At 70.0% G+C, this 21565-nt stretch carries 15 protein-coding genes; 13 read left to right on the top strand and 2 right to left on the bottom strand.

Translation table 11 applies throughout. The features are described 5' to 3' along the window. Positions 1 to 83 precede the first annotated feature (83 nt). The 4 genes from BR39_RS0107150 to BR39_RS0107135 all read left to right on the top strand — a co-directional run bounded on the left by BR39_RS0107150 (position 84) and on the right by BR39_RS0107135 (position 2999). The gene (locus tag BR39_RS0107150; protein WP_029909163.1) at positions 84 to 428 is read left to right on the top strand and encodes an L-rhamnose mutarotase; all 345 of its coding nucleotides are present in this window, start codon (positions 84 to 86) and stop codon (positions 426 to 428) included. A gap of 139 nt (positions 429 to 567) precedes the next feature. Continuing rightward, a complete protein-coding gene (locus BR39_RS0107145) occupies positions 568 to 1434 on the top strand; it encodes a dienelactone hydrolase family protein (protein ID WP_029909161.1) in 867 nt (288 codons plus the stop codon). Positions 1435 to 1587: 153 nt separating this feature from the next. Beyond that, complete coding sequence (locus BR39_RS0107140) at positions 1588 to 2508, top strand: alpha/beta fold hydrolase (RefSeq protein ID WP_029909159.1); 921 nt, start codon at positions 1588 to 1590, stop codon at positions 2506 to 2508. Positions 2509 to 2516: 8 nt separating this feature from the next. Continuing rightward, positions 2517 to 2999, top strand: a complete 483-nt coding sequence (locus BR39_RS0107135; RefSeq protein WP_029909157.1) for a cupin domain-containing protein — start codon at positions 2517 to 2519, stop codon at positions 2997 to 2999. A gap of 149 nt (positions 3000 to 3148) precedes the next feature. Here BR39_RS0107135 and BR39_RS0107130 read toward each other — a convergent pair whose 3' ends face one another. Further along, positions 3149 to 4078 (bottom strand): LysR family transcriptional regulator, encoded by a 930-nt coding sequence (locus tag BR39_RS0107130; RefSeq protein WP_029909154.1) that lies wholly within the window; start codon positions 4076 to 4078, stop codon positions 3149 to 3151. 99 nt (positions 4079 to 4177) lie between these two features. Between BR39_RS0107130 and BR39_RS0107125 the strand changes: the two genes are divergently transcribed. From BR39_RS0107125 to BR39_RS0107115, 3 genes are all read left to right on the top strand, one after another. Continuing rightward, entirely contained in the window at positions 4178 to 5347 is a 1170-nt protein-coding gene (locus BR39_RS0107125) for an MFS transporter (protein ID WP_029909152.1), read from the top strand. 19 nt (positions 5348 to 5366) lie between these two features. Then, positions 5367 to 6401 (top strand): aldo/keto reductase, encoded by a 1035-nt coding sequence (locus tag BR39_RS0107120; protein ID WP_029909150.1) that lies wholly within the window; start codon positions 5367 to 5369, stop codon positions 6399 to 6401. Between the two features lie 198 nt (positions 6402 to 6599). Beyond that, the gene (locus BR39_RS0107115) at positions 6600 to 8198 is read left to right on the top strand and encodes an FAD-dependent oxidoreductase (RefSeq protein WP_029909149.1); all 1599 of its coding nucleotides are present in this window, start codon (positions 6600 to 6602) and stop codon (positions 8196 to 8198) included. Positions 8199 to 8368: 170 nt separating this feature from the next. On the opposite strand, the gene BR39_RS0107110 is transcribed toward BR39_RS0107115, so the two are convergent. Continuing rightward, positions 8369 to 9592, bottom strand: a complete 1224-nt coding sequence (locus BR39_RS0107110; RefSeq protein WP_029909147.1) for an ROK family transcriptional regulator — start codon at positions 9590 to 9592, stop codon at positions 8369 to 8371. 182 nt (positions 9593 to 9774) lie between these two features. Between BR39_RS0107110 and BR39_RS25690 the strand changes: the two genes are divergently transcribed. From BR39_RS25690 to BR39_RS0107080, 6 genes are all read left to right on the top strand, one after another. Then, positions 9775 to 10698, top strand: coding sequence for an ROK family protein (locus BR39_RS25690; RefSeq protein ID WP_029909145.1), 924 nt, complete (start codon positions 9775 to 9777; stop codon positions 10696 to 10698). Continuing rightward, the gene (locus tag BR39_RS0107100) at positions 10685 to 12184 is read left to right on the top strand and encodes a carboxylesterase/lipase family protein (protein ID WP_051695240.1); all 1500 of its coding nucleotides are present in this window, start codon (positions 10685 to 10687) and stop codon (positions 12182 to 12184) included. The genes BR39_RS25690 and BR39_RS0107100 overlap by 14 nt, the downstream gene beginning before the upstream one ends. 46 nt (positions 12185 to 12230) lie before the next feature. Beyond that, the gene (locus tag BR39_RS0107095) at positions 12231 to 15689 is read left to right on the top strand and encodes a LamG-like jellyroll fold domain-containing protein (protein ID WP_029909142.1); all 3459 of its coding nucleotides are present in this window, start codon (positions 12231 to 12233) and stop codon (positions 15687 to 15689) included. Next, entirely contained in the window at positions 15689 to 16417 is a 729-nt protein-coding gene (locus tag BR39_RS0107090; protein WP_029909141.1) for an SGNH/GDSL hydrolase family protein, read from the top strand. Before BR39_RS0107095 ends, BR39_RS0107090 begins: the two co-directional genes overlap by 1 nt. A gap of 253 nt (positions 16418 to 16670) precedes the next feature. After that, positions 16671 to 19622 (top strand): TonB-dependent receptor, encoded by a 2952-nt coding sequence (locus tag BR39_RS0107085; RefSeq protein ID WP_029909137.1) that lies wholly within the window; start codon positions 16671 to 16673, stop codon positions 19620 to 19622. A gap of 121 nt (positions 19623 to 19743) precedes the next feature. Beyond that, positions 19744 to 21267 carry a tryptophan halogenase family protein gene (locus BR39_RS0107080; RefSeq protein WP_029909133.1) on the top strand — a complete coding sequence of 508 codons (1524 nt, stop codon included), beginning with the start codon at positions 19744 to 19746 and terminating at the stop codon, positions 21265 to 21267. Positions 21268 to 21565 lie beyond the last annotated feature (298 nt).

Raw genomic sequence — 21565 nt, 5'->3', positions numbered from 1 at the left:
CCGTTTGTCTGGAACGAAAAGCATCACATGTGATGTGTCGCGTCAAATATGAAAACAAAACGGCACGAGGGAAGGAACACCGGATGCGGCACTGCCTGGCGCTGGACCTGCACGACGACCCTGAGACGATCGCCGCCTACCGGCGCTGGCACGCGCCCGGCGGGCCGCCCGAGGCGGTGATCCGCTCGATCCGGGCGGCGGGCATACTGGAGATGCAGATCTGGCTGACCGGTCCGCGGCTGTTCATGATCATGGAGACCGGGCCGGACTTCTCGCCGGAGGCCAAGGCCGCGGCGGACGCCGCCGATCCGGACGTCCAGGCCTGGGAGGCGATGATGGGCGCCCTGCAGAAGACCCTGCCCTGGGCGGCGCCGGGCGAGAAGTGGACGCCGGCGACGCGCATCTTCGACCTGGCCGAACACGGATGATCCGCCGGCCGGCTGGGTCGTCGGTCGCGCGCCAGGTCCGGTTCGTCGAACGTTGTTTCCTCGTTGAAACATTTCTGGTGTTGGGTCATGCGGTAATGGGTTCACCCCATCCCCGCCCGCTCCGACGGAGACTGCTCGCATGTGTGACGACGATATCCACCCCGGCCTGGTCCACGATCCCCGCCTGTCGCGCCGCGCCTTCGGCCTGGCCGCCGCCGCCCTGGGCGGGGTCGCCGCCACCTCGGCCGGGGCGCAGAGCCCGGTCGTCGAGAAGGACGTCGAGATCAAGACGCCCGACGGCGTGGCCGACGCGGCCCTCTACTATCCCGAGGGCAAGGGCAAATGGCCGGCGGTGCTGATCTGGCCCGACGTGCTGAGCCTGCGTCCGGCGTTCCGCGACATGGGCAAGCGGCTGGCCGCGGCCGGCTATGTGGTGCTGGTGCCCAACCTCTACTACCGGGCCAAGAAGGCGCCGGTGATCGACGGGACCTTCGACTTCTCCAAGCCCGACGACCGCGCCAAGCTGACCCCGCTGCGGGCCACCGTGACGCCCGAGGGCACCGACCGCGACGCCGTCGCTTATCTGGCCTTCCTCGACGCCCAGCCCCAGACCAACAAGGCCAAGAAGGCCGGCGTCCAGGGCTACTGCATGGGTGGCCCGCTCTCGTTCCGCACCGCCGGGGCGGTCCCGAACCGCATCGGCGCGGTGGCCACCTTCCACGGCGGCGGCCTGTTCACCGACCAGCCGACCAGCCCGCACCTGCTGATCCCCAAGACCCACGCCGAGTACCTGATCGAGGTCGCCGACAATGACGACAAGCAGGACCCGACCGTGAAGGACAAGCTGAAGGCCGCCTTCGCCGAGGCCAAGCGCCCGGCCCAGGTCGAGGTCTTCGAGGGCGCGGCCCACGGTTGGACCGTCAAGGGCAGCGCCGTCTACAACGAACCCGCCGCCGAGAAGGCGTGGGCCAACCTGCTGGCGCTCTACAAGCGCGCCCTGGCCTGACGGCCCGAGCGTCGGGCGTCCGAACCAAGTCGTCGTCGCCAGGCCGGCGACGACGAGGCGGCCCGACGGAAAACGCCGAGTCCCGGCGGAATCGTCCAATCCGCCTGGGCGGAGCAAGGCGCAGATAGGCGTATCGAAATCAGGAGGTTCGCCATGAAGCGTCTGTTGCTATGGGTCGTCGCGTTGCTGTCGTTGGCGAATGTCGCCCACGCTGAACTCCCCGCCTTCCCGGCGTCGTTCAAGACCCAGGAGATCACCACCAACGGCACGACGATCCACGTCCGGGTCGGCGGCCACGGGCCGGCCGTCCTGCTGCTGCACGGCTACGGCGAGACCGGCGACATGTGGGCGCCGATGGCGGCCGACCTGGCGCGCGACCACACCGTGGTGGTCCCCGACCTGCGCGGCATGGGCCTGTCGACCAAGCCGGCCGGCGGCTACGACAAGAAGACGCAAGCCACCGACATGATCGGGGTGATGGACACGCTGAAGATCGACAAGACCGACGTGGTCGCCCACGACATCGGCAACATGGTCGCCTACGCCCTCACGGTGCAGAACCAGAAGCGCGTCACCCGCCTGGTGCTGATCGACGCCCCGGTGCCGGGTATCGGTCCGTGGGAAGAGGTCCTGAAGAACCCGCTACTGTGGCACTTCCGGTTCGGCGGCCCCGACATGGAGCGCCTTGTCGCCGGTCGCGAGCGCATCTATCTGGACCGCTTCTGGAACGAGTTCTCGGCCAATCCGGCCAACTTCACCGAGGACGCCCGGGCCCACTACGCCGCGCTCTACGCCCGGCCCGGCGCCATGCACGCCGGCTTCGAGCAGTTCCACGCCTTCGACCAGGACGCCATCGACAACAAGGCCTTCCTCGCCCAGTACGGCAAGCTGACCATGCCGGTGCTGGCCCTGGGCGGCGAGAAGTCGTTCGGTCCGATGATGGCCACGGTCATGCGCGCCGCCGCCGACAACGTCACCGAGGGCGTGGTGCCGGCCTCGGGCCACTGGATCATGGAAGAGAACCCCAAGGCCACGATCGCCCTGGTGCGGCCGTTCCTGGACAAGCCCCTGTGAGGGCCCCCATGAAGACCCTCGCGCTTGCCTTCGTCGCGGTCCTGCTGACCGCGACGGGCGCCGGCGCCGCCCCCAGCCCGGAGCTGCGCCTCACTCCGACCGAGGCCGCCGCCCTGGCCCAGGGCGGGGCCGGTCCCGGCTCCTCGGGCGTCGCCGGCATCCAGACCTCGGTCCTGGCCGGCGACCCGACCAAGCCCGGGCCCTACACGATCCGGCTGTCGGCCCCGGCCAACACCCGGATCGCCGCCCACAGCCACCGCGACGAGCGCACGGCGGTGGTGATCTCGGGCACCTGGTTCTTCGGCTATGGCGACAAGGCCGACGAGGCCAGGGTCAAGGCGCTGCCGCCGGGCAGCTTCTACACCGAGCCGGCGGGCGACCATCACTTCGCCCTGACCCGCGACGAGCCGGTGGTGGTCTACATCTTCGGCCAAGGCCCGACCGACACGGTCTATGTCGACCCGGCGGCGGCGCCTAAGCCAAAGCCGTAGGGCAGCTCCGGGCGCGGGCTCTCTCAAACGGTTGTCATCCCGGAAGCGCGAAGCGCTGTCCGGGACCCAGGTGAACCGCAAGGCCTCAGCCCAGTCCCCTGGGTCCCGGACAGCCTCTGCGAGGCTTCCGGGATGACAACCGTTCTTCCCTAGGAGCTCTGGGCGGCGCGCACCCCGTGCAGATCCACTTCCGCGACCAGGAAGTCGATCAGCGCCCGCACCCGGCTGGGAAGCTGGCCGCCGTGGCCGACATAGACCGCGTGCAGCTCCTCGACGTCGCCGGGATTGTAGGCCTCCAGCACGGGGACCAGCCGGCCGGCGGCGATGTCGGGGCCAATGTGGAAGTGCGACAGCCGGGCCAGGCCCTGGCCGACCAGGACCAGCTGGCGCGAGGTCTCGCCGTCGCCGGCCGTGGCGTCGCCGTGGACCGGCAGGGACAGGCGCTCGCCGCCGTCCAGGAACGGCCACTTGTCGCAATGGCGGGTGAAGTTGAAGCCGATGCAGTTGTGGGCGGCCAGGTCGCGCGGCGTCTTCGGGGCGCCGTGGCGGGCCAGGTAGTCGGGCGAGGCCACCACGGCCATCGGGCTTTCGCCCAGCTTGCGGGCCATCAGCTGCGAGGCGCGCATCGGCCCCACCCGGATGGCGACGTCGGTACGGGCGTCCATCAGGTCCACGACCGTGTCGCTGAGCACGATGTCCAGGATCACCTTCGGATAGGCCGCCGAGAAGCGCGGGACCAGCGGCAGCAGGTGGTGCAGGCCGAACGGCACGTTGGAATTGATCCGCACCCGGCCGCGCGGGGTGGTGTTGGCGGCCACCGCGCTCTCGGCCTCGTCCAGGTCGGCCAGCAGCCGCAGGGTCCGCTCGTGGAACAGCTGACCCTCGGCCGTCAGGGTCAGCTTGCGGGTCGAGCGGTTGATCAGCCGCGCGCCCAGCCGCGCCTCCATCCGGCTGATCAGCTTGCTGACCGCCGAGGGGGTCATTTTCAGCTCGCGGGCGGCGGGCGAGAAGCCGCCCAGCTCCACGGCCCGGGCGAACACCTCCATCTCGCCCGAGCGATTGATCTCCAGCCTGGCCATCTTTGACTTCAACTCACAGGTGCGGTGCTTTCCTCCAATCTAATTCATGATGGCGGCGGGCACTATCTCGGCGGTTCGAAATCCTTCGGAGTTCCTGTCGTGCCCCTCGCCCTCTACGCCCTGACCGTCGGCGCCTTCGGGATCGGCGTCACCGAGTTCGTCATCATGGGCCTGCTGATGCAGGTCTCGGCCGACCTCGGGGTCTCGATCCCGCAGGCGGGGCTGCTGATGACCGGCTACGCCCTGGGCGTGTTCGTCGGCGCGCCGATCCTGACCATCGCCACCCGCCGCCTGCCCCGCAAGACCACCCTGCTGGTGCTGATGGCCATCTTCACGATCGGTAACGTCGCCGCCGCCCTGGCCCCGACCTACGGCCTGCTGATGGCCGCGCGGATCGTCACCGCCCTGGCCCACGGCACCTTCTTCGGCGTCGGCTCGCTGGTCGCCGTCAGCCTGGTCCCGCCGCAGCGCAAGGCCTCGGCCATCGCGATCATGTTCACCGGCCTGACCCTGGCCACCCTGCTGGGCGTGCCCTTCGGCTCGTGGCTGGGCCTGGCCTTCGGCTGGCGCGCCACCTTCTGGGCCGTGGGCGCGATCGGTCTCGTCGCCTTCGTCGTCCTGGCCGCCCTGGTCCCGCGCGAAAAGGACGTCGCCGAGCCCGCCCCGCTGCGCGAGGAGTTCGCCGTCCTGGCCCGCCCGCAGGTGCAGATGGGCCTGGCCATGACGGTCCTCGGCTTCGGCGGGGTGTTCGCGGTCTTCACCTACATCCAGCCGATCCTGACCGAGCTGGCCGGCTTCTCGAAGGAAGCCGTCTCGCCGATCCTGCTGGTGTTCGGCGCGGGCCTGGTCGGCGGCAACCTGGTGGGCGGACGCTGGGCCGACAAGGCCCTGGCTCCCGCCCTGCTGGGCAGCCTGGCCATCCTGACCCTGGTGCTGGTCGCCTCGGCCTTCGGTTTCCACGACCGCATCGGGGCGGTGGTCGCCGCCTTCGGCCTGGGCGCGGCCGCCTTCGCCACCGTCGCCCCGCTGCAGATGCGGGTGCTGTCCCAGGCCGGCGGCGCGGGCCAGGGCCTGGCCTCCAGCCTGAACATCGCCGCCTTCAACCTGGGCAACGCCTTCGGCGCCTGGCTGGGCGGGGCGGTGATCGCCCACGGTCCGGGCCTGGCCGCCGTGCCCCTGGTCGCCGCCGCCGTGCCCCTGTCGGCCCTTGCCCTGGCCGCCTTCAGCCTTTCATTTGAGCGCCGCGTTCCCCGCGTCGCCGCCCTCTGATCTAAAAGGACGTCGGATCATGGAATATCGCCAACTCGGAAAATCGGGGCTGAAGGTCCCGGCCCTCAGCTTCGGCGCCGGCACCTTCGGGGGCAATGGCCCGCTGTTCAGCCACTGGGGCGACACCGACGCGCAGGCGGCCCGCCGCCTGATCGAGATCTGCCTGGAGGCCGGGGTCAATCTGTTCGACACCGCCGACGTCTATTCGAACGGCGCCTCGGAGGAGATTCTCGGCGCGGCCCTGGAAGGGGTGCGCGACCAGGCGCTGATCTCGACCAAGCTGGGCCTGCCCACGGGCGACGGTCCGCTGGACGGCGGCACCTCGCGCCTGCGGCTGGTCCGCGGCGTCGAGGCGGCGCTCAAGCGCCTGCGCACCGACCGCATCGACCTGCTGCAACTGCACGCCTTCGACGCCTTCACGCCCATCGAGGAGGTGCTGTCGGCCCTGGACGACCTCGTGCGGGCCGGCAAGATCCTGTACGTCGGCGCCTCCAACTTCTCGGGCTGGCAGCTGATGAAGTCGCTGGCCGTCGCCGACGCCCACGGCTGGCCGCGCTACGTCGCCAACCAGGCCTACTATTCGCTGGTCGGTCGCGACTACGAGCACGAGCTGATGCCGCTGGGGATCGACCAGGGCGTCGGGGCCATGGTCTGGAGTCCGCTGGGCTGGGGCCGGCTGACCGGCAAGATCCGCCGCGGCCAGCCCCTGCCGGCGGTCAGCCGCCTGCACGAAACCGCCGACATCGGCCCGCCGGTCGACGACGAGCGCCTCTACGCCGTGGTCGACGCCCTGGACGCCGTCGCCGCCGAAACCGGCAAGACCCTGCCGCAGATCGCCATCAACTGGCTGCTGCGACGGCCCACCGTGTCCAGCGTGATCGTCGGGGCCCGCAACGAGGAGCAGCTGCGCCAGAACCTGGGCGCGGTGGGCTGGACCCTGACGCCGGACCAGGTGGCGCGTCTCGACGCCGCCAGCGCCGTCACCCCGGCCTATCCGCACTATCCCTACTGGCGGGAGGGGGGATTCAGGCAGGTGAACCCGCCGCCGGTCTAGGTCCCGCCGCTTGTCCGTGCGCGCCCGGGGTCTTGCACCAGCGCGCACGGACGGCAGGCCCGCGCCGCGAAATGCGGCGCCGGCCGCAAGCTGCTGCGGCGCCCCGCCCGCAAACGCGCGCCGGGGCCGCCGCCCGATTGACCCAGCGGAAGCCGCCGCCTCGCATGGCCCCAACCAACAGGCAAAAAGGGGTCATGCATGCCGGTCAGCCGTCGCAGCTTCATTCACGCCATCGGCGCCGCCGGCGGCTACAGCGCCGCTTTCACCGCCATGCAGGCGCTGGGCCTGCTGGCGCCCTCCACGGCCTTCGCGGCCGGCGCGCCGCCCGACCTGGCCAAGGGCGGCGGCGGGAACGGCGCCAAGGTGGTGATCCTGGGCGCCGGCGTGTCGGGCATGGCGGCGGCGTGGGAGCTGGGCAAGGCCGGCTACGACTGCACGATCCTTGAGGCCCGGGCCCGCACCGGCGGCCGCGTCTGGACCGTGCGGCGGGGCGACAAGATCGAGATGACCGACGGCTCGCGCCAGGTCTGCGCCTGGGACGAAGGCCAGTACATGAACGCCGGCGCCGCGCGCCTGCCCAGCCACCACCAGATCGTCCTGGGCTATTGCCGCGAGCTGGGCGTGGAGCTGGAGGTCGAGGTCAACACCAGCCGCAGCGCCCTGTTGCTGAACCCCGAGGCCAACGGCGGCAAGCCGATCCAGATGCGCACGGCGATCAACGACACCCGCGGCCACGTCTCCGAACTGCTGGCCAAGGCGATCAACAAGGGCGCGCTGGACCAGGACCTGACCGCCGAGGACAAGCAGCGGATGGTCGCCTTCCTGAAGACCTACGGCGACCTGTCGCCGGACCTCTTCTACAAGGGCTCGCAGCGGGCCGGCCTGAAGATCGAGCCGGGAGCCGGCGACGAGCGCGCCACGCCCTACGACCCGATCAGCCTGAAGGCCCTGCTGGACGAGGACCTCTGGAACGGCGTGCTGTTCGAGGAGACCATCGACATGCAGGCCACCATGTTCCAGCCCAAGGGCGGCATGGACGCCATCCCCCACGCCTTCGCCAAGGCCCTGGGTCCCAAGATCATCAAGCGCCAGTGCGAGGTGCGCCAGATCCGCAAGACCGCGAAGGGCGTCCGGATCGCCTATCACGACAAGGTCGCCAACCAGGACCTGACGATCGAGGCCGACTACTGCATCTCGACCATCCCCCTGCCGGTGCTGGCCAAGATCGACGCCGATTTCAGCCCGGCCTACAAGGCCGCCATCGCCCGCACGCCCTATCGCGACAGCATCAAGATCGGCTGGCAGGCCCCGCGCTTCTGGGAGGGCCCCAAGTACCAGATCTACGGCGGCCTCTCGTTCGTGAAGGGGCCCAGCAACATGGTCTGGTATCCCAGCTACGGCCTGCACTCGAAGACCGGGGTGCTGCTGGGCGCCTATGCCGGCGGCCGGGCGGCGGACGAGCTGGCCAAGATGCCGCGCGCCGCCCAGATCGAGCACACCCGCAAGGTCATCGAGGCCATGCACCCCGGCTGCGGCCAGCTGCTGGAAAAGCCCATGCAGGTGCAGTGGGCGGCCGTGCCCTACAACCTCGGCATCGGGGTGGGCTGGGCCAGCGACGACGAGCCGGACTACCACCTGCTGGGTCAGCCGGACGGGCCGATCCACTTCGCCGGCGAGTATCTCAGCCACGTCGGCGCCTGGCAGGAGGGGGCGATCCGCGCCGCCCACCGCGCCATCGTCATGCTGGACGCCCAGCACCGGAAGGGGCAGCCGGTGACCGCCCAGCGGACTATCTGATGACCCCAACACCGCTCATCCCGGCGAATGCCGGGACCCAGATGGGATGGCTTTGGGGCTGACGCCAAGAGCGCGGCGCTCATCCAATCCTCCACACCGCTATGGGATCTGGGTCCCGGCATTCGCCGGGATGAGCGGGAATTATGGTTAGATAGTCCGTAGACTGATTATCAGGCCGCGCCAGTCTTCATCAGCGCCGCTCGTGACGGCAGCAGCTGGGCCATGAACGGCAGCAGGGCCGCGCCCACGGCCGGTCCGTCGGCCGAGGTGGCGGCCCGCTCGACCCGGGCCAGGGCCGGCACGTCGGCGATCGCGGCCAGGCGGTCGTTGACCGCCGCGACCAGCCGGTCCAGCAGCTCGGTGGGCAGCCGGCCGCCCACATAGATGGCCTGCGGATTGACCAGGCAGCTGATCGACACGAACGGCTGGACCAGCAGCCGGGCCGACAGGGCGATCCAGTCCTCGACCAGGGCCTGGCCCTTGGCCGACAGTTCGCCCAGCTGGTCGGGGCGGGTCACCGCGATCCCGCCCGCCTCGAGGTGGGCGTAGAGGGCCGACAGCGACACCACTTCCTGCAGCGCCTTGGCGGGCGTCTCCGGCGAGCTGACCGGCAGGAAGCCGATCTCGCCGCTGCGGCCCTGGGCGCCGCGGAAATAGTCGCCCTCGATCACCAGGCCGCCGCCCAGGCCCGACGACACCAGGACGTAGAAGAAGCTGGGCCGGCGCAGGCCGTGGCCGAACTGCAGCTCGCCCAGGGCGGCCGCGGCCGCGTCGTTCTCCAGGAAGATGGGCAGGGGCACGATGTCGGCCATCAGCTTGCCGATGTCGGCCGTGCTCCAGACGTCGTAGTTCTCGGGCCGGTGCGGCAGGTCCACGCGGCCCAGGTCGTCGGGCAGGGCCACGCCGATCCCCGACAGCCGCGGCGGCGGGCCCTTCCAGGCGGCCAGCATCTTGCGGATCTGGACCTTGCAGAACTTGGCGACGTCGGCGGGCAGGGGGAAGTCGATCTCCTGGCTGGCCCTGGCCCGCACGGCGCCCAGCAGGTCCAGCATCACGACGGTGATGTGGTCGCGGTCGATGTTCACCCCGATCGACAGGCAGCCGTCGGGATTGATCGTCAGGTTCATGGCCGGCTGGCCGCGCGCGCCCTGGACGCGGCCCGCTTCCAGGATCAGGCCGTCGTCCAGCAGGCGCTTGGTGATGTTGGCCACGGCCGGCGGGGTCAGGCCGGTGATCTGGGCCAGGGTCACCCGGGTGATCGGTCCGCCCACCCGGATGGCCTGCAGGATGACCCGCTGGTTGTGGTCGCCGACCCGCTCGAGATTGGCCCCCGACAGGCTGGCGCCGGCGGTGCGCTTCCGGTTCGATTTCCGCGAGACTTCCAAGGACGGCATTCGATGACCTTCGACCAGACGCCCTAGTATCATCGCGGCGGCCGATGGCGATAGCGGCGCCGCTATCGGGAATAACTTAAATTGCTTTCTTTATTCGTCGTCGCCGACTATGACGCAGGCTGTGAAGCGCGCCTCGGCGCCGCTAAGACAAGCCTGCAAAGGGCCGCTGGAGGAAACCGGGTTTGATTCAGGTCGGCGTTGATTTTGGCGGCACGAAGATCGAGGCCGCCGCCCTGTCCCCCGACGGCCAATTCCTGGCCCGCGTGCGCGCCCCCAATCCCGGATCCTACGACGCGGCCATCGTCACGGTGCGCGACCTGATCGCCCAGGCCGAGCAGCAGGCCGGCGGCCGCGGTTCGATCGGCGTCGGCGCGCCGGGCTCGGTCTCGCCGCGCACCGGCGTGATGCGCAACGCCAACTCCACCTGGCTGAACGGCCGCCGGTTCCGCGAGGACCTGGAGGCGGGCCTGGGCCGTCCCGTGCGCTTGGCCAACGACGCGAACTGCCTGGCCCTGTCCGAGGCCGTCGACGGCGCGGCGGCGGGTCTGGCCGGGGTGTTCGCGGTGATCATCGGCACCGGCTGCGGCGGCGGGCTGGCGGTCGACGGCAAGCTGGTCGAGGGCGCCAACGGCGTGGCCGGCGAGTGGGGCCACACGCCGCTGCCCTGGCCCAAGCCCGAGGAGTCGCCCGGCCCGACCTGCTGGTGCGGCCGCCACGGCTGCCTGGAGACCTGGATCTCGGGCACGGGCTTCCGCCGCGACCATGCCGAGCGCACCGGCCAGGCCCTGACCGGCGAGGAGATCGTCGCCGCCGCCCGGGCCGGCGACGCCGGGGCCCGGGCCAGCTTCGACCGTTATCTCGACCGCCTGGGCCGAGGCCTGGCGGTGATCGCCGACATCGTCGATCCCGACGCCTTCGTGTTCGGCGGCGGCATGTCGAACGTCGCCGAGCTCTACGAGCGCCTGCCCGCCTTCATCGAGCCGCACGTGTTTTCCGACGGCTGGCGCGCCCGGCTGGCTCCGGCCAAGTGGGGCGACTCCTCGGGGGTGCGCGGTGCGGCCCGCCTGTGGACCCAGGCCGAAGCCCAAGCCCATGCCGTGGCCTGACCGCCGCGCCGCCCTCCTGGCCCTCCTGCTGGCCTTCGGGGCGGCGGGCTCGGTCATGGCCGCCGACGGACCGGTCGTCACGGTCACCGGCGGTGCGGTCCGAGGCGAGGCGCGCGGCGCGGGCGCGGTGTTCCGCGGCGTGCCCTTCGCCGCCCCGCCGGTCGGCGATCGCCGCTGGAAGCCGCCGGCTCCGGTCGCGGCCTGGAGCGGGACCCGCGACGCCCTGCTCTCGGGCGCGCCCTGCCAGCAACGCTCGTACGGCTGGAACGCTAGGGACGCCGCCGCCAGTCGCGAGGACTGTCTTTATCTGGACGTCCGTACGCCTGCGCTGAAACCGGCCGCGCCCCTGCCGGTGATGGTCTGGATCCATGGCGGGGCCAACCGCGCTGGCTCGGCCCGGGGCACGGTGGAGTCCGGCCTGGTCGAGCAGGGCGTGGTGCTGGTCTCGATCCAGTACCGTCTGGGCGCCTTCGGCTTCCTGTCGCATCCGGACCTGACCGCCGAGGGCGGCGGAGCCTCGGGCAACTACGCCCTGATGGACCAGGTCGCGGCCCTGCGCTGGGTGCGCGACAACATCGCCCGGTTCGGCGGCGATCCGGCCAACGTCACCCTGTTCGGCCATTCCGCCGGCGGCCAGGACGTGGGGCTGCTGATGCTGGCCCCGCAGGCGCGGGGCCTGTTCCACAAGGCGATCGAGCAGAGCGGCACGGCGGGCTTCGGCCTGCCGCCGCGCACGCTGGCCGACAACGAAAAGCTAGGCCGGGACCTGGCCCGCGCTCTCGGGGCCAAGGACCTGGCGGCGATGCGGGCGGCGTCGGGCGAGGCCGTGCTGGACGCCTCCGACGGCCTGAAGCCGCCGATCGCCGACGACGGCTTCGTCTGGCTGCAGGCCGTGGTCGACGGGGCGGTGATCCGCGAGGCGCCGGCCGCGACCCTGGCCGCCGGCCGGCAGGCGCGGGTTCCGCTGATCATCGGCAACAGCGCCAGCGAGCTGTCCCTGTACAAAGGCCCCGCCAACGCCCGCGCCTGGGTGAAGGCCGAGTATGGCGCGGAGACCGACCAAGCGCTGGGACTCTACGGGCTCGTCGGCGACGCCCCGGCCTCCGAGGCGGTCGCCGACCAGATCGCGACCGACACCGGCTTCCGCTGTCCCGCGATCTGGGCGGCGGCGCGGCAGGTCGCGGCCGGCCAACGGGTCTGGCGCTACGAGCTGGCCGTGGCCGCGCCCGGCGCGGGGCCGGTGCGGCACGGCTCGGAGCTGCCCTTCGTGTTCGACGCCCCGCCGGCCGGGACGACGCAAGGCCAATGGCCGCGCCTGGGCGCCTACTGGACCAACTTCGCCAGGACGGGCGATCCCAACGGACCGGGGCTGACGCCCTGGCCAGCCCAGGGGGCGGCGGTCGAGGCGATCACCTTCACCCCGTCCGGACCTCACGTCACGAGAGACGATCGCGGCGCGTTCTGCCGCCGCCTACCGCGTCCCTGAAGACCACAAAGATCGGCCCGAGAGAGGCCGGCTCGAGGAGGAAGACATGACGACCAAGTTCGCCCGACTCCGCCTGTCGCTGCTGGCGACGTCCGTCGCCCTGGGCGCCGTGCTGGCCGCCTCGCCGGCCGCCGCCCAGGCCGTCTACGGCCCCTACAACGCCGACCTGCCGCGCGGCGGCGACGGGCTGTCGAAGCCCTTGGCGGGAAGCCCGCTGCCGGCGCAAGGACCGTGGTCGCTGCAGGGCTGGATCTCGCCCGCGACGGCCTCGTCCGGCCGCGTCGTGGTGGCCGGGGTCGGCGACCCGGCGAGCGGCGGACGGTTCCTGGTCCTCGAGGACGGCGCGCCGGCGGTCCTGACCGGCGCGACGGTCGTCAAGGGGCCGAGCGCGCTGAAGCCTGGCGGCTGGACCCACGTGGCGGCGGTGTCGGACGGGGCCAAGGTCGCGCTCTATGTCGACGGGGCCAAGGTGGCGGAAGGGCCGGCGGGGCCGGTCGCCTCGGCCGCGACCGTGCAGCTGGGGCCGCGCAAGCCGGGCGCGCCGTTCGGCGGCAAGGTCGCCGGCTTCACCGCCCAGGCGGGCGCCCTGAGCCCGGTCCAGGTCAAGGCCCTGGCGGCCGCGAAGCCTGATCCGGCCCTGACTGTCTACGAGCCTGGCAGCCCGACCTGGCCGGTGCAGGTGCGCCAGATGTACGGCCAGGTCACGCCGCAGGACGCCTGGACCCGGCCCAAGACCAAGGCCCCGTTCTCCAAGCCCGTCGCCGTGCCGCCCTATGCCGGCCCGGCCCTGGTCGCCGCTCCCGCCTCGGAAGGCGCCGCCGCCTGGACCCTGAAGCGCTGGTCGCTGGTCGAGGCGCCGAAGGTCACGGCCCCTAAAAACGAAGAGGTCGGGACAGCGCTGTCCAGACCCGGCTACGACGCCAAGGGCTGGTACGCCGCCACCGTGCCCGGCACGGTGCTGACCACCCTGGTCGATCGCGGCGTCTATCCCGATCCCGATTACGGCCTGAACAACACGGCCATCCCCGAGAGCCTGAACAAGCAGGACTACTGGTACCGGACCGAGTTTACGGCGCCCACTGACCAGGACGGCCGCCACCAGGCGCTGGTCTTCAAGGGCGTCAACTACGCCGCCGAGGTCTGGCTGAACGGCGAGAAGCTGGGCGTGCTGAAGGGCGCCTTCTTCCGGGGGCGGTTCGACGTCACCGGCAAGCTGAAGCCGGGCGTCAACGCCCTGGCGGTCAAGGTCTCGCCGCCGCCGCACCCGGGCCTGGCCCACGAGGAGAGCCTGACGGCCGGGGTCGGCGAGAACGGCGGGATGCAGGCCCTGGACGGCCCGACCTTCATCGCCAGCGAGGGCTGGGACTGGATCCCCAGCGTCCGCGACCGCAATACCGGCCTGTGGCAGGACGTGGTGCTGACCTCGACCGGCCCGGTGCGGATCGGCGACACCCATGTGGTCACCACCCTGCCGAAGGCGGACAACAGCGTCGCCGAGGTCGAGATCGCCGTGCCGGTCGAGAACCTGACCGCCGCCCCAATCCAGGCCACCGTGCGGGCCGCCTTCAACGACGTGGCGGTGGAGAAGACGGTCACCCTGGCGCCCGGACAGGGCGAAGTGGTGTTCAAGCCCGCCGACTTCCCGCAGCTGTCGATCCGCAACCCCAAGCTCTGGTGGCCCAACGGCTACGGCCGGCAGATCCTGTACGGCCTGAGGGTGTTGGCCAATGTCGACGGCCGGATCAGCGACCAGAAGGACAGCCGCATCGGCCTGCGCCAGATGACCTACGAGCTGTCGCTGATGGACTCCAAGGGCGAGCTGCGGCGGGTGGAGGTCGACTACGCCAAGGCCCGCCAGCTGGGCCAGGACGTCACCGACGGCAGCCACGAGGGCGTGCGCAAGGTCGAGGGCGGCTGGGCCACGTCGCTGACCAAGGCGGGCGAGACCTCGCCGGCGGTGAAGGACGTGCCGGACACCGGCCTGACGCCCTACCTGGTCCTCAAGGTCAACGGCGTGAAGATCGCCGCGCGGGGCGGCAACTGGGGCACGGACGACTGGCGCAAGCGCGTCGAGCGCGAGCGGCTGGAGCCCTATTTCCGCCTGCACAAGGACGCCCACCTCAACGTCATCCGCAACTGGGTGGGGCAGAACACCGAGGACGTCTTCTACGACCTGGCCGACGAGTACGGCCTCTTGGTGCTGAACGACTTCTGGGCCTCGACCCAGGACTACCAGCTGGAGCCGCAGGACGTGCCGCTGTTCCTGGCCAACGCTGCCGACGTCATCAGTCGCTACCGCAACCACCCCTCGATCGCCCTGTGGTTCGGGCGCAACGAGGGGATTCCGCAGCCCATCCTTAACGAGGGCCTGGAGGCGCTGGTCCACGACCTGGACGGCACGCGCTGGTACACCGGCAGCTCAAACCGGGTGAACCTGCAGAACAGCGGGCCCTACAACTACCGTGAGCCCGAGACCTATTTCACCGAGCACGCCAAGGGCTTTTCGGTGGAGGTCGGCACGCCGTCGTTCCCGACCCTGGAGGCCTTCGAGGCCGCCGTGCCCGCGCCCGACCGCTGGCCGATCAGCGACGTCTGGGCCTATCACGACTGGCACCCCACCGGGAACGGCGCGACCAAGACCTTCCTCGACGCCATGACCGCCAAGCTGGGCGCGCCCACCAGCCTCGAGGACTTCGAGCGCAAGGCCCAGCTGATGAACTACGAGACGCACCGGGCGATCTTCGAGGGCATGAACCAGGAGCTGTGGACCAAGTCGTCGGGCCGCCTGCTGTGGATGACCCAGCCCGCCTGGCCGTCGACCATGTGGCAGATCCTCAGCCACGACTACGACACCCACGCCGCGTACTACGGGACCCAGAAGGCCGCCGAGCCCGTCCACGTCCAGATGAGCCTGGCCGACCATCGGCTGGCGGTGGTCAACAACGGCCTGACGCCGATCGCCGGGGCGGCCCTGCGGGCGCGGGTTTTGGGCCTGGACGGCAAGGTCCTGGACGACCGCTCCGCGCGGATCGACGCCGCCGCCGACGCCGTGACCCTGGGCGAGACGCTGGACCTTTCCGGTCCGCTGAGCCAGGGCGCGGCCGTGGTGCGGCTGGACCTGGCGGCGGCCGACGGGACGGCGCTGTCCAGCAACCTCTACTGGGTGGCCCGGGACGCCGAGGGCGAGCGCAAGCTGTCGGCCATGGCCGCCCAGCCGGTGTCGATCGCGGCCTCGTCGTCGGGGGGCGGCGCCGAGACCGTGGTCGCCGTGACCCTGGCCAACACCGGCTCGGCCCCGGCCCTGAACGGCAAGCTGACCCTGGTCGACGCCAAGGGCGATCGCATCCTGCCCGCCTACTACGCCGACAACTATGTCTCGCTGCTGCCCGGCGAGCGGCGGACGGTCGAGGTCCGCTATCCGGGCGCGGCGCGGGCGGGGGCCAAGGTCGAGCTGCGCGGCTGGAACGTCGTCCCGACGGCGGCGACCATCGGGGAGGCGCGCTGATGCTGGATCGTCGCGCTCTGCTGGCGGCGGGTCTCGCCGTTCCCGGCCTGGCCCTGGCCCAGACGCCGGCCCCCGCCCCAGCCTGGCCCAGCGAGGAGGAGCGGCTGCGCACCGACTGGCCGTTCCTCCAGCGCTACGCGGCCGAGAACGCGGCGGACAAAACCCTGCCGGCCGAGCGGCGGCGGGTGGTGTTCATCGGCGACTCGATCACCCAGGGCTGGCGCGATTCCCATCCGGCCTTCTTCGCCGACAACGGCTTCCTGGGCCGGGGCATCGGCGGCCAGGTGACGGCCCAGATGCTGGTGCGGTTCTGGCCCGACGTGGTGGCCCTGAAGCCGGCGGCGGTGCACATTCTGGCCGGGGTCAACGACATCGCCCAGAACGCCGGGCCCTACGATCCGGCCGCCACCCAGGCCGATCTCCAGGCCATGACCGCCCTGGCCCAGGCCAGCGGGATCGCGGTGATCCTGTCGACGATCCTGCCGGTGGCCGAGTTTCCCTGGAAGCCCGGCCTGGGGCCCACGGCCAAGGTCCGCACCCTGAACGCCTGGCTGCGGGCCTATGCGGCCGAGCGGGGCGCGGTCGTCGCCGACTACACCCGCGTGCTGGACGACGGGGCGGGCGGCATGAAGCCGGGCCTGGCCTATGACGGGGTGCATCCAACCCGCGAAGGCTACGCCGTTATGGAGCCCGTGGCCCTGGCGGCCATCGCCCAGGCCCTGGCCTGACCGCGTCCCCTGGGCGCGCCGCAGGCGTGACCTGAAAGTCGCATAACGAAAATCAGTTTCGGAATTTCCCGTCCAATCTGACAGCGCTGTTGACAGCGCTGTCGGTTCTCCATAGGTTGAGGCTACCGGCACTCAAAAATAAGCCGGAAATCCACGGGAGGATGCGCACGCATCCCTCAAACTCCGCATCTTGGCTCGTTCGGCTCTGCTGATCGAGAACGAGAACTGCTGCCGCACATCAGGGGAATGCACAATGACTACAAAGTCTTATCGATCGCGCACGGCTCTGCTCAGCGCCGCCTCGGCCATGGTGCTGCTGAGCGCCGGGCAGGCGCTGGCCCAGGCCGCGCCGGCCAAGAACGAGGAACCATCCCAGGTTGATGAAGTCGTCGTCACGGGCTTCCGGGCCTCGCTGGCCAACGCCCTGAGCCTGAAGAAGAACTCGGACCAGATCATCGAGTCGATCACGGCCGAGGACATGGGCAAGTTCCCCGACCAGAACATCGCCGAGTCGCTGCAGCGCCTGCCGGGCGTGCAGATCGACCGCGAGAACGGCCAGGGCACCAAGGTCCGCATCCGCGGTCTGGACCAGAACATCACCCTGCTGAACGGCGACACCTTCCTGTCGGGCCTGGAAGCGTTCCGCCTGGGCGAAGGCAACCTCAAGCAGACCAATTCGCTGGAAGGCATCCCGTCCAACCTGCTGGCCGGCGTCGACGTGATCAAGTCGCCCCAGGTCGATCAGCTGGCCGGCGCCCTGGGCGGCACGGTCAACCTGAAGACCCGCAAAGCGCTGGACATGAGCGACGACTTCACCGCGTCGCTGGACGTCGCGGGCAACCAGGGCTCGACCGACGGCAAGCTGAAGCCGAACCTCTCGGCGGTGATCGGCTACAAGATCACGCCCGACTTCGGGCTGCTGGGCAGCTTCACCTACGACGAGAACTGGATCAACACCGAGGTGCTCAGCGGTGAGAACCGCGGCGGCTGGGCCTATCTGAACCGCCCCACCGCGACGGGCAACAACCAGGTCCAGACCGGCTCGACCAACCTCTGGTCGCCGGAATACCGCTACAGCAACAACCGCCACCAGGAGCGCAAGCGCACCGCCTTCTCGCTGAACGCGGACTGGAACATCTCCGACACCGTGACCCTGACGGCCGACTGGTTCCACTCGGACCTGAAGATCTTCACGGGCGAGCACTCGCTGAAGTGGGCCTACGCCAACGAAAACGCGATGTACAACTCGCAGGGGCTGGTGAAGAGCAGCAACGACGTCCTGCAGTCGGGCACGGTGACCGCCAATTCCTCGGAAGGCGACACCTTCGCCAAGAACGCCAAGTCCAAGACCGACAACGTGCAGTTCGCCCTGGACTGGAAGGGGACCGACCGCTGGAGCGGCGAGGCCCGCGCGGCCTGGTCGAAGACCGACTACAAGTCCAACTCGGCCCAGGTCGATACGCGCTACACGCAGTACACCGTGCGTGACGGCGTCGCGGGCTTCGCCCCTAACGCCACCGCCCCGGCCACCGCGACCTATAGCTTCACGAACGGCGCCTATCCGATGTTCACGCCGGCGGCCAACCTAGCCACCGCCATGACGACGCCGAGCTCGGTGTTCTTCAAGTCGCACTGGGCGTTCGGCGACAAGACCGAGCTGGACAACAAGGCCATCACCGGTGACCTGCACTACCGTCCTGAGTTCGGCGAAGGCGCAAACATGCTGCTCAGCGCCGGTCTGCGTTACTCGGAAGACAAGGTCACCTCGGACTACGGCCGCTACCTGAACGACCTCTCGGGCAAGGGCGAGCTGCCGGCCAGCGCCCAGGGCACCACCGACCACGGGGTGTTCGTCGACTGGACCCCGCTGGGCTACTTCCAGGACGGCGCGATCGGCCTGAAGAAGTGCGACATCGCCTTCTACGGCTGTTCGCGCTTCGGCAACTCGGTCGCGGTGAACACGCCGTACCAGACCGCAGCCACGGCCCCGAACCGCGCCGTCACCGACAACGTCCACGGCGTGAACGCGCTCTTCCAGGACTATGGGCAGATGAAGAACCCGGTCGGCTGGATCCAGGGCCTGTATCCGTCGACCAAGTTCGCCTTCTACCGCGACCCGATCGAGTCCTTCAAAATCAAGGACGAGACGACCTCGGGCTATGTGATGGCCGACCTCGGCGACGACGGCTACCACATCAACGCCGGCGTCCGGGTGGTGCACACCAAGCTGGTCATCGACTCGTCCAACACGCCGGTGACCCCGCTGTGGTGGGGCACCGACAGCTGGAACGGCATCCTGAAGAACCCGGACAGCGAACGGACGGTGCGCGAGTACACGGACGTCCTGCCGCAGATCAACGCGGTGTTCAACGTCACCGACCAGGACAAGGTCCGCGCCAGCGGCGCCCGCGTCGTGGCCGCCCAGAACCTGTTCCAGCTGGGCCAGGGCGCGTCGTACAACTTCACCCGCTCGTCCACCCCGGGGCCGAACTTCGACAAGTTCCTCTACACCAACGGCAGCGGCGGCAACCCGGACCTCGATCCGTTCCGCGCGTCGCAGTTCGACCTGACCTGGGAGCACTATTTCGGCAGCCAGGGCCTGGTCTCGGCGGGCGTGTTCTACAAGAGCATCGACTCGTTCATCGTCCCCGAGACCTTCCCGGTGACGGTGAAGGACCAGTCGGTGGCGGGGGCCACGACCGGTACGTTCGACTCGGTGGTCAACGGCGAGGGCGGCGAGATCAAGGGTCTGGAAGCCCAGGCGCAGTACGCGTTCGAGAACGGGTTCGGCTTCACGGCCAACTACACCTACTCGGACTCCAAATCGCCCGAGTTCACCGACTTCTCCAAGAACCTGCCGATCCCCGGCGTGTCCAAGCACGCCTTCAACGTCCTGGGCTATTTCGAGCGCGGTCCCTTCTCGACCCGCCTGTCCTACGCCTGGCGTGACAAGGCCTACCTGGGCGCCTTCAGCTTCGGCGCCAACCCGGACACCCACAGGCTGGGGATTTTCAACGAGGCCTATGGTCAGCTGGACGGCCAGATCGCCTACGACATCACCAAGGACCTGAAGGTGACGTTGGAGGGTTCGAACCTGACCAAGGAAGACAACAAGGCCTACCTGCAGTTCTCCGAACTGCCCTTCCGTTTCGTGTCGGGCGACCGCCGCGTGACGTTCGGACTCCGCTACCGCTTCGGCCGCTAGCGCCGAGGCAAGGCCCGGCCATGGCCCTTCGCGGGGCCATGGCCGACGCCCTTGAGCGTCGCCGCCGCCCGGCTCAGGATCGCCGGGCGACGGGACGTCACCAAGCTGGAGGGACGGCGAGATGTCTGACGGAAACTGGATCCAGAACATCGTCATCGTCGGGGGCGGAAGCGCCGGATGGATGACCGCCGCCGCCCTGGCGCGCGGCCTCGACCGCCGCTACCGCATCCAGGTCGTCGAATCCCAGGACATCGGCGTCGTCGGCGTCGGTGAAGCCACGATCCCGCCGATCCGCCTCTTCAACGCCATGCTGGGCCTGGACGAGGCTGAGTTCATGCGCGAGACCCAGGCCACCTACAAGCTGGGCATCCAGTTCCGCGACTGGGGCCGGTTGGGCCAGTCCTATTTCCATCCGTTCGGGGTCTACGGCCTCAACGCCGAGCTGGGCCACTTCTTCCAGTACTGGCTGAAGCTGGACCACGAGGGCGGCGCCCTCGACCTGGCCGACTATTCGCTGTGCGCCCAGGCCGCCAAGGCCGGCCGGTTCGACCGGCAGAGCGACGATCCGCGCGACCCGATGTCGACCTTCGGCTTCGCCTATCATTTCGACACCATTCTCTACGGCCAGTACCTGCGCCGCTTCGCCCAGACGCTGGGCGTCGCGCGCACCGAGGGCGAGGTCGTCCAGGTCGACCAGCATCCCGAGACCGGTTTCGTCACCGCCCTGCGGCTGAAGTCCGGCCAGGTCGTCGAGGGTGACCTGTTCATAGACTGCTCGGGTTTCCGCGGCCTGCTGATCGAGCAGACCCTGAAGGCCGGCTACGAGGACTGGTCGGACCTTCTGCCGATGGACCGGGCCGCCGCCGCGCCCTGCGCCCTGCGCGGACCGCTGTCGCCCTACACCACCTCGACCGCCCGCGAGGCCGGCTGGCAGTGGCGCATCCCGCTGCAGCACCGGGTCGGCAACGGCTACGTCTATTCCAGCCGCTTCATCTCGGACGAGGCCGCCGTGGCGACCCTGACGGCGAACCTGGAGAGCGAGCCCCTGGCCGAGCCGCGCCTGCTGCGGTTCAACACCGGCCGCCGCCGCAAGATGTGGGACAAGAACGTCGTCGCCATCGGCCTGTCCAGCGGGTTCATGGAGCCCCTGGAGTCCACCAGCATCCATCTGATCCAGGCCAGCATCAACAAGCTGCTGCAGCACTTCCCCGACCGGTCGTTCTCGCCGGCCAACCGCGACGTCTACAACCGCCGCATCCAGGTCGACATGGAGACGATCCGCGACTTCCTGGTCCTGCACTACAAGGCCACCGTCCGTGACGACGCGGCCCTGTGGTCCTATGTGCGCCAGATGCCCATCCCGGACTCGCTGGCCGAGCGGATCGAGCTGTTCCGCGAGCGCGGCCAGCTGGTCATCCATCCCGACGAGATGTTCACTCCGACCTCCTGGCTGGCGGTGCTGCTGGGGCAGGGCGTGCATCCGCGGTCCTATTCGCCGCTGGTGGCGGATCAGGACAGCCGGGCGATCGCCGAGGGCTTCCGCAACATGAAGGCCCTGGTCGCCCGCCGGGTCGAGGCCATGCCCGGCCACGCCGACTATCTCAAACGCCACGGCATGTGGGCCGCGGAGGCCGCCATGGCCTGACGCCGCCCGGCAAGGTACCGCTATCAAATCTCTGGACAGCGCTGTCAATCCATGGTGCAGTCAAGGCCGTGAAGAGGGGCGGCAGCCTCCGTATCAGGGAGGAAACACCTAGAGCCCGCGCCAGCGCGCCCGACAGCGGCGAGCGGCGTCACAAGAATTCCTCTGCGTCCCATTCCAGCGCCGATCCGTCGGCGGGGACGACACGCCGCCGTCAGACCCCTCCGACGTCGGCGCGACTGGATGCCCTTCATCGGGGGCTCTCCAAACTCCGGCGCGACGACGTTCTCCCCGTCGCGCC

Origin of the sequence: Caulobacter sp. UNC358MFTsu5.1 (genome assembly GCF_000712075.1) — a bacterium.
GTDB lineage: Bacteria > Pseudomonadota > Alphaproteobacteria > Caulobacterales > Caulobacteraceae > Caulobacter.
This window is presented reverse-complemented; position numbering and strand designations above follow the sequence as displayed.

Bases quoted from the DNA above. Each gene is read 5' to 3' on its own strand.
- BR39_RS0107150 (WP_029909163.1), top strand. From the start codon at position 84: ATGCGGCACTGCCTGGCGCTGGACCTGCACGACGACCCTGAGACGATC.
- BR39_RS0107145 (WP_029909161.1), top strand. From the start codon at position 568: ATGTGTGACGACGATATCCACCCCGGCCTGGTCCACGATCCCCGCCTG.
- BR39_RS0107140 (WP_029909159.1), top strand. From the start codon at position 1,588: ATGAAGCGTCTGTTGCTATGGGTCGTCGCGTTGCTGTCGTTGGCGAAT.
- BR39_RS0107135 (WP_029909157.1), top strand. From the start codon at position 2,517: ATGAAGACCCTCGCGCTTGCCTTCGTCGCGGTCCTGCTGACCGCGACG.
- BR39_RS0107130 (WP_029909154.1), bottom strand. From the start codon at position 4,078: ATGGCCAGGCTGGAGATCAATCGCTCGGGCGAGATGGAGGTGTTCGCC.
- BR39_RS0107120 (WP_029909150.1), top strand. From the start codon at position 5,367: ATGGAATATCGCCAACTCGGAAAATCGGGGCTGAAGGTCCCGGCCCTC.
- BR39_RS0107115 (WP_029909149.1), top strand. From the start codon at position 6,600: ATGCCGGTCAGCCGTCGCAGCTTCATTCACGCCATCGGCGCCGCCGGC.
- BR39_RS0107110 (WP_029909147.1), bottom strand. From the start codon at position 9,592: ATGCCGTCCTTGGAAGTCTCGCGGAAATCGAACCGGAAGCGCACCGCC.
- BR39_RS0107100 (WP_051695240.1), top strand. From the start codon at position 10,685: ATGCCGTGGCCTGACCGCCGCGCCGCCCTCCTGGCCCTCCTGCTGGCC.
- BR39_RS0107095 (WP_029909142.1), top strand. From the start codon at position 12,231: ATGACGACCAAGTTCGCCCGACTCCGCCTGTCGCTGCTGGCGACGTCC.
- BR39_RS0107090 (WP_029909141.1), top strand. From the start codon at position 15,689: ATGCTGGATCGTCGCGCTCTGCTGGCGGCGGGTCTCGCCGTTCCCGGC.
- BR39_RS0107085 (WP_029909137.1), top strand. From the start codon at position 16,671: ATGACTACAAAGTCTTATCGATCGCGCACGGCTCTGCTCAGCGCCGCC.
- BR39_RS0107080 (WP_029909133.1), top strand. From the start codon at position 19,744: ATGTCTGACGGAAACTGGATCCAGAACATCGTCATCGTCGGGGGCGGA.